General features: G+C 37.7%; 14 protein-coding genes. 11 read left to right on the top strand and 3 right to left on the bottom strand.

The genetic code is table 11. The features are described 5' to 3' along the window. Window positions 1-28: 28 nt before the first annotated feature. Window positions 29-901 carry a helix-turn-helix domain-containing protein gene (locus tag OZP13_RS15450; protein WP_281297752.1) on the bottom strand — a complete coding sequence of 291 codons (873 nt, stop codon included), beginning with the start codon at window positions 899-901 and terminating at the stop codon, window positions 29-31. 226 nt (window positions 902-1,127) lie between these two features. Here OZP13_RS15450 and hemA point away from each other — a divergent pair, with 226 nt between their 5' ends. The 7 genes from hemA (at window position 1,128) to hemF (ending at window position 7,272) form a co-directional block, all read left to right on the top strand. Further along, a complete protein-coding gene (hemA, locus tag OZP13_RS15445; protein ID WP_281297751.1) occupies window positions 1,128-2,432 on the top strand; it encodes a glutamyl-tRNA reductase in 1,305 nt (434 codons plus the stop codon). Window positions 2,433-2,488: 56 nt separating this feature from the next. Continuing rightward, window positions 2,489-3,463: a hydroxymethylbilane synthase gene (gene hemC / locus OZP13_RS15440; protein WP_281297750.1), complete on the top strand. Its 975-nt coding sequence runs from the start codon at window positions 2,489-2,491 to the stop codon at window positions 3,461-3,463. Next, the gene (locus tag OZP13_RS15435; protein WP_269241001.1) at window positions 3,463-4,128 is read left to right on the top strand and encodes a uroporphyrinogen-III synthase; all 666 of its coding nucleotides are present in this window, start codon (window positions 3,463-3,465) and stop codon (window positions 4,126-4,128) included. Before hemC ends, OZP13_RS15435 begins: the two co-directional genes overlap by 1 nt. Window positions 4,129-4,170: 42 nt before the next feature. Further along, window positions 4,171-5,199, top strand: coding sequence for a uroporphyrinogen decarboxylase (gene hemE / locus OZP13_RS15430; protein WP_281297749.1), 1,029 nt, complete (start codon window positions 4,171-4,173; stop codon window positions 5,197-5,199). A 9-nt stretch (window positions 5,200-5,208) separates the two neighbouring features. Next, on the top strand, window positions 5,209-5,589 hold the full coding sequence (locus OZP13_RS15425) for a hypothetical protein (protein ID WP_269240999.1): 381 nt from the start codon (window positions 5,209-5,211) through the stop codon (window positions 5,587-5,589). A gap of 51 nt (window positions 5,590-5,640) precedes the next feature. Beyond that, window positions 5,641-6,285 carry a BRO-N domain-containing protein gene (locus tag OZP13_RS15420; protein WP_269240998.1) on the top strand — a complete coding sequence of 215 codons (645 nt, stop codon included), beginning with the start codon at window positions 5,641-5,643 and terminating at the stop codon, window positions 6,283-6,285. 84 nt (window positions 6,286-6,369) lie between these two features. Further along, the gene (gene hemF, locus OZP13_RS15415; RefSeq protein WP_281297748.1) at window positions 6,370-7,272 is read left to right on the top strand and encodes an oxygen-dependent coproporphyrinogen oxidase; all 903 of its coding nucleotides are present in this window, start codon (window positions 6,370-6,372) and stop codon (window positions 7,270-7,272) included. A 41-nt stretch (window positions 7,273-7,313) separates the two neighbouring features. Here the strand turns inward: hemF and OZP13_RS15410 are convergent, their stop codons facing one another. Together OZP13_RS15410 and OZP13_RS15405 are read right to left on the bottom strand one after the other, a co-directional pair. After that, on the bottom strand, window positions 7,314-9,140 hold the full coding sequence (locus tag OZP13_RS15410) for a hypothetical protein (protein ID WP_281297747.1): 1,827 nt from the start codon (window positions 9,138-9,140) through the stop codon (window positions 7,314-7,316). Between the two features lie 3 nt (window positions 9,141-9,143). Further along, window positions 9,144-9,776: a hypothetical protein gene (locus tag OZP13_RS15405; protein WP_269240994.1), complete on the bottom strand. Its 633-nt coding sequence runs from the start codon at window positions 9,774-9,776 to the stop codon at window positions 9,144-9,146. A gap of 156 nt (window positions 9,777-9,932) precedes the next feature. Between OZP13_RS15405 and hemB the strand changes: the two genes are divergently transcribed. The 4 genes from hemB (at window position 9,933) to OZP13_RS15385 (ending at window position 12,775) form a co-directional block, all read left to right on the top strand. Continuing rightward, window positions 9,933-10,928, top strand: a complete 996-nt coding sequence (gene hemB / locus OZP13_RS15400; protein ID WP_281297746.1) for a porphobilinogen synthase — start codon at window positions 9,933-9,935, stop codon at window positions 10,926-10,928. Window positions 10,929-10,930: 2 nt separating this feature from the next. Continuing rightward, window positions 10,931-11,311 (top strand): c-type cytochrome, encoded by a 381-nt coding sequence (locus tag OZP13_RS15395; RefSeq protein WP_281297745.1) that lies wholly within the window; start codon window positions 10,931-10,933, stop codon window positions 11,309-11,311. A 150-nt stretch (window positions 11,312-11,461) separates the two neighbouring features. Beyond that, a complete protein-coding gene (locus OZP13_RS15390) occupies window positions 11,462-11,932 on the top strand; it encodes a methylated-DNA--[protein]-cysteine S-methyltransferase (protein WP_269240992.1) in 471 nt (156 codons plus the stop codon). Window positions 11,933-12,061: 129 nt separating this feature from the next. Beyond that, window positions 12,062-12,775, top strand: coding sequence for a 3'-5' exonuclease (locus tag OZP13_RS15385; RefSeq protein ID WP_281297744.1), 714 nt, complete (start codon window positions 12,062-12,064; stop codon window positions 12,773-12,775). The last annotated feature ends 54 nt before the right edge of the window (window positions 12,776-12,829 follow it).

The raw sequence follows: 12,829 nt of genomic DNA, 5'->3' as shown, positions 1-12,829 counted from the left end.
TTTTCTCTTGACAAAGAGAATAAAGATTTTACATGTTCGGATTGATGGACATCAGATATTTTTTTGGAGTGGTTCCAAATTTTTTCTTGAAAGCCGCAATAAAGTGACTTCCGGTGCTGTAACCAATTTTCAAACCCACTTCGTTTACGTTATACGAACCGCTGTCCAATAATTTTCGGGCAGAATCCATTTTATAGTCGAAAAGGAAACCATAAACGGTGTCGCCGTAAATTTGTTTGAAACCCATTTTAAGCTTTTTCAAGGTAAGTCCAATTTCATCGGCCAGTTCCTGTAATCCGGGGGGTTCGGCCATATTTGCGAGGATGATTTCCTTGGCTTTTTTAATTTTCAACACGTTTTCTTCGTCAATCAAAAACGGACATTGTTCCGCATTTGGATCTTCGGTTCGGTTGAAATACAAACTCAACAATTCGTAACCTTTGGCTTTGTAATACAGGTTTTTTATGGACGGATTCAGGTTGTAATGAAACAATTGGCTCAAAACAATCGCCATCGACGGACTGATGTCGCCTTCTTTATAATATTTTTTGTCCTTGTTGTCGTCACTCAAAAAAGTGATGTAATTGGCTTCGGAAGAAAATAGATTATGAAATTTTTTAATGGAAATGATAACCGAAATAACCCAGGAATTAGGGGCTATTTCCAGATTTAAAGGCAATTCTTTTTGCGGGTTGTATAGCAATAGAGATTTTTCTTCTTTCAGGTCCAAGGCATAACTTCCTTGGTTGAAAAGAAATTTGGCTTTTCCCTTCAACCCGAAATGGAATTGAATCAATCCACTTTTGACTTCACGCTGGGTGAAATACACTTCATCACTGTCATTTTGAAAACGAAGTAGGGTAAAGTCGTCTTCAATTGTTATAACATCTTGAGAACTCATTGCGACATTTTTTTTAAAGCATTATGACAATTGTCAGGGTTTTTCCAAAAAACATGTACTAAATTTGATGTATAAAAGCCTGATTTTAGTACAAAAATAGTGTTTTTTGTTTTATAAATGTATTAAAGGACAAAAATATCATTTAGCGATATAAATAGTACTTTAAGCGTTGTTTTAATAAAAACCTTAGTTCTAACTTTGCCAGTCGCATCAGAAAAGATCGTATATGGAAAATCTAAATGTACCGAAACACAAAACTTTCTACTCCATTGGTTTGAGTTACAAGAAAGCGGATGCCGAAGTGCGAGGTAAATTTAGTCTGGATACCAAAGCAAAAACCAAAGTGTTGCTCCAAGCCAAAGAAGAAGGCATCGAGAGTTTAATCGTTACTTCTACCTGCAATCGCACCGAAATTTACGGTTATGCAGACCACCCTTTCCAGTTGATAAAATTGGTTTGCGAAAACAGTAACGGTACTGTAGAAGAATTTCAAAAAGTAGGTTTTGTTTATAAAAGCCACGAAGCCATCGACCACATGTTTCGTGTGGGAACAGGTTTGGACAGTCAAATTCTTGGTGATTTTGAAATTATTGGACAAATAAAAAACAGTTTCGACGAAGCTCGTACATTGGGTTTAATCAATACTTTTTTAGACCGATTGATCAATACCGTGATTCAAACCAGCAAAAGAATTAAAAACGAAACCGAAATTAGTTCGGGCGCCACTTCTGTTTCTTTTGCCGCCGTGCAATACATCATTAGAAACATAGAGAATATAGGCAATAAAAATATTTTGCTTTTTGGAACGGGAGAAATAGGCAGAAATACTTGCGAAAATCTCATCAAACATACCAAAAACGAGCAGATTACCTTAATCAATAGAACCAAAAGTACCGCCGAAATATTGGCCGGAAAATTGAATTTAGTCGTAAAAGATTACTCCGATTTACACCAAGAATTACAAAAAGCCGATGTCTTGGTTGTGGCAACAGGCGCGCAAAATCCAACCATCGACAAAACATTATTGAATCTCAAGAAAGAGTTGCTCATTTTGGATTTGTCCATCCCCAAAAATGTGAATGCCGATGTGCAACAAATTCCGGGAGTAACTTTAATCCACATGGATTATTTGTCACAAATGACCGATGACACGCTCGAAAGAAGGAAACAACACATTCCTGCTGCCGAAGCCATTATCGAGGACATGAAACTAGAATTGAATACGTGGATGAATGGCAGAAAATATGCGCCAACCATTCACGCATTAAAAGCTAAATTAATTGACATCGTGGCCAGCGAAATGACTTTGCACAGAAAAAAGTTGCCTAATTTCGACGAAGAACAAGCTGAATTAATCACGTCCAGAATTATCCAAAAAATCACCAACCATTTCGCCAGTCACCTCAAAGACGAAAACACTTCGGTTGATGAAAGCATAGAGTTTATCGAAAAAGTATTCCAAATAGGATTGCAAACTCCCCAAAAAACGACTTCGGCTGCCGAAGAAAAATACAAAATCACCCTTTCATAGTAAAAATCCAAACAAACCTTAATATCTTTATGGTTTAAAAAAAGAAAAAAGGTTTAATGAATTCAAAAAAAACAATTCGAATTGGGACTCGCGACAGCGAATTAGCTCTTTGGCAAGCCCATACCGTTCAAAAAAAGTTAAATGATTTAGGCTATAAAACCGAAATTATTGCCGTAAAATCGCAAGGCGACATCCTACTCGATAAACCACTTTACGAACTTGGAATCACCGGAATTTTCACGAAAACATTGGACATCGCCATGCTAAATGGTCAAGTCGATATTGCCGTGCATTCGATGAAAGATGTGCCAACGGCTTTGCCAATTGGGATTGTTCAAGCGGCAGTTCTCGAAAGAGCCAATACGTTGGATATTTTGGTTCACAAAGGAAACCTCGATTTTCTAGAAAAAAAAGGAACCATCGCCACCGGAAGTTTGCGTCGTCAAGCGCAATGGTTGAATAAATATCCCAATCATACTGTAGTCGATTTGCGTGGAAATGTGAACACTCGAATGCAAAAACTAAACGAAAGCGATTGGAGCGGAGCTGTTTTTGCAGCTGCAGGTTTAGAAAGAATCAACCTGAAACCAATCCTCACCCCGACCCTCTCCAAAGGAGAGGGAGAAAATAGGAATTTCTCTTATATCGATTTGGATTGGATGATTCCAGCGCCGGCTCAAGGAGCAATGGTAGTTGTCGCGATGGGGAATGACGATTTTACACTCGACGCCGTTTCACAATTGAACGATGTGGAAACCGAGATTTGCACCTACATAGAAAGACAATTCCTAAAAACACTCGAAGGCGGTTGTACCGCGCCAATTGGAGCTTTGGCCAAGTATTGCGAGTTGGAAGACACTTTTGTTTTCAAAGGCGCTTTGTTGTCTATTGATGGAAAAGAAAAATTGGAAATCGAAAAAATTGTGCCCGTTGAAGAATGGAAAAAATTAGGTTTCAATTGTGCCAATGAAATTTTGGAAAAAGGAGGAGCGGAGTTGATGAAAACAATCAAGGAAAGTTTGAAGAAATAATGAGTAGCCCAATCAATATTCTATCCACAAAAATACTTTTGAGTTCTCAAAAGCAAGTCTTGTTAAATGCAGGTTTTTCAGTAACGGAAGCTAATTTTATCAAAACCGAAAACTCGGATTTTGATTTAAAAGGAATTAATGACAATCTGATTTTTACCAGTCAAAATGCGGCTCAAAGCGTGTTGCTAAATCCAAAATGCGAAGAATTAAAATCCAAAAAGGTGTTTTGTGTGGGTATGAAAACCAAGGCATTGTTGGAAGAAAACGGTTTTAATGTTGAGGTTTACTTGGATTATGCTTCCGATTTGGCTGAAATTATCACCTTGATTTATTCCAAAGAAAGTTATACTTTTTTCAGCGGAAATCTGCGAAAAGAAACCTTGCCCAAAGCCTTGAAAGCAGCCAAAGTCAATTTCAATGAAATTCAGGTTTATGAAACGACTTTGACGCCACAAAAAATAAAAACTCCAGTCGATGGAATCCTGTTTTTCAGCCCGTCTGCCATTGAAAGTTATTTGAAGGAAAACAAAATAAAAAACGAAATTTGCTTTTGTATTGGCGAAACCACGGCAAGTGCATTAGATACTATAACAAGAAATATAATAGTCGCAGATCAGCCTTCGGTTGAAAACGTGATTGAGGATGTAATCGAAGAATATAAATAATCCCCCTAACCCCGAAGGGGGAATTAGAAAAACGAATAAAAAATGATAAAGAACGACCTATTTTTAAAAGCATTAAGAGGAGAAACTGTCGAACGTCCACCAGTTTGGATGATGCGTCAAGCAGGAAGATATTTGCCGGAATTCAGGGCATTGCGTGACAAATATGATTTTTTTACTCGTTGTGAAACTCCTGAATTGGCTGCTGAAATCACCGTTCAACCGATTCGAATAGTTGGTCCTGATGCCGCAATTTTGTTTTCGGATATTTTGGTGGTGCCAAGAGCAATGGGAATTCACGTGGAATTGAAAGACAATTTGGGACCCATTATCCCGAATCCAATTCGCACGATGGAGCAAGTAAACCAGGTTTATGTTCCGGATGTAAACGAAACTTTGGGTTATGTTTTTGATGCCATAAAATTGACCAAAGAAATGTTGAACGATGAGGTGCCATTGATAGGTTTCGCCGGTTCGCCTTGGACGATTTTTTGTTATGCCGTGGAAGGAAAAGGTTCAAAAAGCTTTGATACCGCCAAAGGATTTTGTTTCTCGAATCCAATTGCAGCACACACTTTATTGCAAAAAATCACCGACACCACGATTTTATATTTGAAAGAAAAAGTAAAAGCGGGTTGTAACGCCATCCAGATTTTCGATTCTTGGGGAGGAATGCTTTCGCCGGTGGATTATCAAGAATTCTCCTGGAAATACATCAACCAAATTGTTGACGCCTTGGCAGAGATTACGCCTGTTATCGTTTTTGGAAAAGGATGTTGGTTTACCCTTGGCGAAATGGGAAAAAGCAAGGCTTCGGCACTTGGTGTAGATTGGACTTGTTCGCCTAGAAATGCCCGTTATTTGTCTGGTGGAAACATCACTTTGCAAGGAAATTTCGATCCATCGAGATTGCTTTCTCCAATTCCAACCATCAAAAAAATGGTTCACGAAATGATTGACGAATTCGGAAAAGACAAATACATCGCCAATTTAGGCCACGGAATTTTACCAAATATTCCTGTGGATCACGCCAAAGCTTTTGTGGATGCGGTGAAGGAATACAAGCAGAAATAAGAATTTATAATGCTCAACAAAGGCTTACGAAATCAGGAAAGTATTCGAATTGACAACATTCTGAAAGTGTTGCATTCGCTGACTTTTGTGCCTAAATTTTGGAATTTGGAAGATATTCTTTCGCTTGAAAATGAGCTGAAAGATTTGGGAATGAATGTCGAAAGTCTCCAAAAATTTAGCGAAGAGCAATTGATTTCTCATTTGGAACGACTTCATTTTGACTGGAATCATTTCGAGATATTTGCCGATTTTTTAATCGCGATTTCGAAAGAAAGTCAATTTGATTTTTCTGGAAAAGCCATCGCCATTTACGATTATGTCCAGAAGGAAAGCAAGGTCTTCTCGTTTGGGATTTTTAATAAGACAGCTGCTGCAAAAGCAAATTTATAATGGACATTAAATTCAGAACTTTCAAGACAAATTTTATTAAAATATAAAATTATGACCAAAGAAACCGCCATTAAACTATTTGAACAAAAACAAATTCGTTCCATTTGGAGTGATGAGGAGGAGAAATGGTATTTTTCTACAGTTGATGTTGTATCAATTCTAACCAATCAAGAGGATTATCAAAAGGCAAGGAAATATTGGAACAAACTTAAAGAAAGATTAGTTGCGGAAGGAAATGAAACGGTGACAAATAGTCACCAGTTGAAAATGATGGCTGCTGATGGGAAGATGAGGCTAACAGATGTTGCCGATACCGAACAATTGTTCAGATTAATCCAATCGGTACCTTCCAAAAAAGCAGAACCTTTTAAACTGTGGTTGGCTCAAGTGGGTAGAGAAAGGATTGATGAAATTGAAGATCCTGAACTTGGTTTTGACAGACTTATGGAGACGTATCTCAAAAAAGGATATTCCAAAGAATGGGTAAATCAACGTTTAAAAAGTATAGAAGTAAGAAAAGATCTTACCGATGAATGGGATAAACGAGGTGTAAAAAAAGGACAAGAATATGCGATTCTTACTGATGAAATTACCAAGGCTTGGAGCGGTTTGTCGGTCAAACAATACAAAAATCATAAAGGTTTAAAAAAGAAAATTTGCGAAACAAGGAGGGACAATTGCCGGGAATACACGTAAGCAAATTGAAGAAAAGACTGGAAAAAAAATAGTCAATAAGTTGAATGCTGCTGATTATTTGGAAAAGAACAAGGAATTAGAATAATGAAAGACAAATTTTACCAATACATACAAAACCTTCAAGACCAAATCTGCAAAGGATTGGAAGCTGCTGACGGCACAACCAAATTCCGTGAGGATATTTGGGAACGCCCTGAAGGTGGAGGCGGAAGAACACGCGTGATTGAAAACGGAAAAGTTTTCGAAAAAGGGGGTGTCAATATTTCTGCAGTGCACGGAAAATTACCGGACAGTATGCAAAAATTGTTCAACGTGGGCGAAGCCGATTTCTTTGCCTGCGGATTGAGTTTGGTTTTGCATCCAAAAAGTCCAATGGTTCCAACAGTTCACGCAAATTGGCGCTATTTCGAAATGTATGATGACAATGGAAACGTAATCCAGCAATGGTTTGGCGGAGGACAGGATTTAACGCCTTATTATTTGTTTGAGGAAGACGCCACTCATTTTCATCAAACTTGTAAAACCGCTTGCGACAAACACAATCCAGATTTTTATCCAAAATACAAAAAGCAATGTGATGCCTATTTTTGGAATGCGCATCGCAATGAAGCCCGTGGAATTGGCGGATTATTTTTCGATTATTGCAAGGCAAATGAGCAAATGGCAATGGAAGATTGGTACAATTTTGTTACAGAAGTGGGGAATAGTTTCTTGGAAGCTTATGTTCCAATAGTTGAAAGAAGAAAAAATCTTCCTTATACCGAAGCCAATAGAACTTGGCAGGAAATCCGTCGTGGTCGTTATGTCGAATTCAATTTGGTCCACGACAAAGGCACTTTGTTCGGATTGAAAACCAATGGCAGAATCGAAAGTATCTTGATGAGTTTGCCGCCACATGTGCAGTGGGTGTACGACCATCATCCGGAAACGGGAAGCGAAGAAGAAAAACTATTGAAAGTATTGGAAAATCCGAAAGATTGGATATGAAAAAGTCCCGCAATTTGCGGGACTTTTTAGTTGTGCAATTATTATTTGTTGATTTCTTTCAGTAAATCCAAGGTTTGCAACATTACATTTTTATTGGTTTCAACCGTGTTCAATCGAAATTCAACCATCAATTTATTGTCGGTTATTTTTTTTGGCGATTGCACAACAACATTCTTGAATTTCGAAGCAACTTTAGTCAGGGTGGCGGTGCTTTTTGCAGTTGTTTTTTCGATGTTGGAATACGTATCAACGATTCTTTTGATATTCAATCTGGAAGTAAAGTAATTTCGTTTCAACTCTTTTTTGATGTCGTTTACAAATTCGCTATTGTTGTTTTTGAGGTTTTCAAAGCTGTTGGTTATTACCACTACATCCTTGTCTTTTATCAGGAAGAAATTGCCATATTCTGAATTTCCGGCAAATTCATAATAATTTTCTTTTTGTAATAATGCTTTTTTTCGAAGCCCCAATTGAATTAATTTATCTCCAAAAGTGGGGTGTGTGGAAGTGAAAATTACCGAAAATAAAGGTACGGTTTTGTTGATCTTTTTTTCGACGGTGATGGCTTCAAAATTATCGTTATATTCGGTGGCTTTTGCGGTTACTTCTTTGCTTTGAATGTCGTGCAAGAACAAACTCAAATCTCCGTCAAACAGTGTGGCAGAGGTTTTTTCGTCCACGATGGTACTGATTAAATCTGTGACCAAGGATAGGTCTTCTTTGGTAACGAATGTGTTGGCAAAAATTTCTGTGGTCAATTCGGGTGTTTTTTCCAGTACTTTTTCGGAATTAAAATGATAAGTCAGGAAGGCCAAGGGTTCTTTTTCGGGAAAATAATTAAAGATTTTTTTGTTTATTTTTCTTGTGTTTATTTCACTCAAAATAGAGGCAACTTCTTTCGAGTATTCAACAGTTTCCTCGATGCGGGCATTGTCATTGTCAAAGTAAAAATCAAAATTCATCCCTTTTATGAAACTGCCAAATCCTTTTTGTGTCGGAAAATATTTGCCATAAGGCATTATTTTTGTTAATTTGTTCAGACTGGAGCCAAAACTAGAGAGAATTCCGCCATAATCTACCCAAGACGAAATGTCGGCATTGGGATTTATTTTGGTTGATGTAGGCATGATGTATCCTTTTTCGAAAAGGGATTTTAAAAAGTCTGTTTGCTTTGTTTTTTGGATGCTGTCAAAGGCTGTTTTTCTATTTTCGTATTCGATATAATAGGAGTTTTTCGATTCAACGGGCGTAGTCGTATCCATAACTGGTTCCTCAATAATTTCTACAGGGGCGGGTACTACGGGGTCACCATATTTTTCATCTAAGGGAGGCACCACAGCAACCGAATCGACAGTCATTGCAGCTTCATCAATTGCTTCTGTTGGATCAACAGCGCTATATTTTTTGGTAAATTCCAAAATCACCAAATAGGAATCATTCCAAGCCATTGAAAGTTTTTGATTGTTTGACGTGAACAGCGAATAGTTTGGAAAATCCTTGATTTCATATTGCGCCAATGAACCTGGTGCCTGTTTCTTTTGTTGGGTTTTAATCAAAAACTGTTTGATTTTGTCCTTGTTTTTGATTGGAATCGTAATTTGATAATAGGGGATGCTGTCGGTAAAATTGCCAACAATACTGGCGTTTTGGTCTAATTTAAAAAGGGCTGAAAATTCTTCACTGTTAAAATCGGAAGAATTTTTTTTGAATTCCAATAAAAAAGGGTGGTTTACAATGAGGTCCAGATTTACTTTTTTGGCAAATGTATTGCCGTTGTATTGCACGAAGAAATCATGTTTGGAAGAAGGTGTTTGGCTAAAACCAAAACTGGCAATCAAGGCGATTAATGTGGTTAAGAAATGTTTCATAAATTAAGGGGTTAATAGGATGGAATTATTCATCAAAGCCGTTTTTTTGAGTACGTTATAGACGCTTTGTTTTAAAAAGACGGTTTTTTTGTTTTTCGAAATTTTACTATTTCCGTTATTTACCGAAGCAACTTCGCGATCAAAAGTATAAATGGCAATGACGTTTGCTTGTTCTAAATCGGATTTTTTGTTGGGGTCTTTGAGTAAATTTTCCGGAAAAGGGTATGTGGCAATACGTTGAAAATTAGTGTTGTCTCCTGTGAAATGAACCTGGTTTTTTTGTCTGTTAATGCTGTTTAACACATTGTTTAGGGCTCTTATGTTTTTATAATCGAGACGTATCGTAAAAACATAATTCTCGAAATCTGTTTTGGTAGTTACATTTGAAATTCCTTCAATCTTTGAAGCCGAACTTTTGAAATTGGCTAATTTTTGAGAGATTTCTTGCTCATTCGGAATCTTTACTCCATCAATTTCCTCTAACAACATAGCCGATTTCGTCTTGAACCAGGATTGCGAAAAATCGACAGTTATGGAATATTCCCCACTCTGATTGTCGTGATGCTTTATTTTTTCCGTGATTTCAAAACAACTACAGAGCAATAAACAAGAGCATAAGGCAAGGAATTTTTTCATTAAACGAATTTGAGTTTTATGGAATTAATCACGTTTTACTTTATAAAAAGGTAAATGTATTACAAAAATTAAAATAATGATTTCTATTCCTGCGACAAATTCCCAAAATTTAGCTTAATTTCTGTAAATTTACAACCTCTTTAAAAACAATAATAGATGTTTCCATTACACAGAGGTAGAAGATTAAGAACAAGCGAATCTATTCGTTCATTGGTTCGCGAAACCAGTTTGAGTCCCACCGATTTTATGTTTCCAATGTTCATTGGCGAAGGCGAAAATGTAAAAGTAGCCATTCCGTCAATGCCGGGAATTTTCCGCCGTTCGATAGATTTAACGGTAGAAGAAGTCAAAGAAATCTATGCTTTAGGCATACGGGCAGTCAATATTTACGTAAAAATAAGCGAGGATTTAAAAGACAATGCGGGTGTCGAAGCTTGGAATCCAAACGGATTAATGCAACAAGCCATTCGTGCAATCAAAGTCGCTTGTCCGGAAATGATTGTAATGCCAGATGTGGCTTTGGATCCGTATTCAATATACGGTCACGACGGAATTATTGCCAATGGTGATGTGGAAAATGATTCTACTGTGGCTGCTTTGGTAAAAATGGCCGTTTCCCACGCCGAAGCCGGAGCCGATTTTGTGGCGCCATCCGACATGATGGACGGACGCGTTTTGCGTTTGCGTCAAGGTTTGGATGCGGCAGGATTTCAAAATGTGGGAATTATGAGTTATTCCGCTAAATACGCTTCGGCATTTTACGGGCCTTTCCGTGACGCTTTGGACAGTGCGCCTAGAGAAGCGGATGTGGTGGTTCCCAAAGACAAAAAAACATACCAAATGGATTATGCCAACCGCATCGAAGCCATCAAAGAAGCCTTGATGGATGTCGAAGAAGGTGCCGACATGGTGATGGTAAAACCCGGAATTGCGTATTTGGATATCGTTCGCGAAGTTAAAAATGCCGTGAATGTTCCCGTGACGGTTTTTCATGTTTCGGGCGAATACGCGATGATCAAAGCGGCTGCCGAAAGAGGTTGGCTCGATCACGACAAGATTATGATGGAGCAATTGATGTGCATCAAAAGAGCTGGTGCCAGTTTAATTTCTACTTATTTTGCCAAAGAAGCTGCAATTATATTAAATAAATAAATATGAGAAAACTACTTTTTTTAGTCGCCATTTTGGCATTTGTATCTTGTAAAAAAGAGAGCGAAGAACCCTTTGGTAAACCCGAAACTTCAAACCAAGCGCAAAAACCAGAAGATTTAGGAAAGGAAATTTTTCACGGAAAAGGAGCTTGCGTGGCTTGTCATAAACCAGACGTGAAACTCGTTGGTCCAAGCCTTCAAGACATTGCCAAAATCTACAAAGACAAAAACGGCGATATGGTTACTTTTCTTAAAGGTGAAGGTGAAGCAATCGTTGACCCAACCCAATACGCAGTGATGAAACCTAATTTAGAGCTTACCAAGACTTTTTCGGAAGAAGAATTGAAGGCGTTGGAAGCATATATTTATACGAATTTGAAATAATCATTATTCTCACTAGTCGAAGGATATGAAGCTATTCCCATCGGGGCTAAAAACACAAAAACCATTTCAATCGAGATGGTTTTTTTATATGTAATTTCTTTGTTTGCTTTGAGGAAAACTTTGCGTACTTTGGTATTAAATTCTGAAACTATGGAAACAGCCTACATCAAAACGCCTTTAGGAATCGCCAAAATTATGGGCGATGAAAACGGCATTTCAGTAATTTCTATTTTGGATAAAGGCGATATTTCAGCGACGATTCCAGTAGTTTTACAAGAATCCGTTTCCCAACTCAACGACTATTTCGAAGGAAAAAGAACTGATTTTACCTTTAAATTGAATCCATCCGGAACCGAATTCCAACAGAAAGTATGGAAAGGTTTACTCGAAATTCCTTTTGGAAAAACAATGTCTTATCTGGAACTGTCCAAGCAATTGGGCGATGTCAAAGCCATTCGAGCCGTGGCTTCCGCCAATGGGAAAAATCCGCTTTGGATTGTCGTTCCTTGCCACAGAGTCATCGGAACCGATGGTTCGCTAACTGGTTATGCCGGTGGTTTGTGGCGCAAAAAATGGTTATTGGAACACGAAAACCCTAGTAATCAAGGAAGTTTATTCTAAAAACTGACACAGATTTCCCAGATTTCCACAAATTATTTTTTCAGGAATTAAAATTGACTATATTTAAACTTATAAATAACATTTTGCATTGGTTAAATCTGTGCTAATTTGTGTAATCTGTGTTTGAAAATGATAGAAAAAATCAACCTCAACAACATTCTGTTTCTCGACATCGAAACCGTTCCGGAAGTAGCTGATTTCAACTCTTTGGATGATGAAATGAAAGCCCTTTGGGAACACAAAACCCAATACCAACGCAAAGACGAATACACGCCGGAAGATTTTTATGAACGTGCCGGAATTTGGGCCGAGTTCGGGAAAATTGTCTGTATTTCTGTGGGTTATTTTGTGATTAAAGGCGACATTCGAAACTTTAGAGTGACTTCTTTTTTTGGAGACGAAAAGAAAATCTTGAATGATTTTATCAACCTTTTGAATAATCATTTCAATCAACCGCAACACGTTTTGTGCGGACATAACGCCAAGGAATTTGACATTCCGTTCATTGCCCGCCGAATGATTATTAATAATATAGCCATTCCCAACAAACTGAATTTATTTGGCAAAAAACCTTGGGAAATTCCACATCTCGATACTTTGGAATTATGGAAATTTGGCGATTACAAGCATTTCACTTCCTTGAAATTAATGTGCAAAGTACTCGGAATCCCTTCCCCAAAAGGTGATATTGACGGCAGCCAAGTGGGTCACGTTTTTTATGTGGAAAAAGACATTGACAGAATTGTAACTTATTGTGAAAAAGACACCATTGCCGTGGCGCAGATTTTCCTCCGACTTCGACGTGAAGATTTGTTGATTGAAGAAGAGATTATTCATGTTTAATTCAATATTTAACCCTGACAGGGTTCAAAACCCTGTCAGGGTTAAACTAAATTA

The sequence above is a fragment of the Flavobacterium limnophilum genome (assembly GCF_027111315.2).
GTDB lineage: Bacteria > Bacteroidota > Bacteroidia > Flavobacteriales > Flavobacteriaceae > Flavobacterium > Flavobacterium limnophilum.
This window is presented reverse-complemented; position numbering and strand designations above follow the sequence as displayed.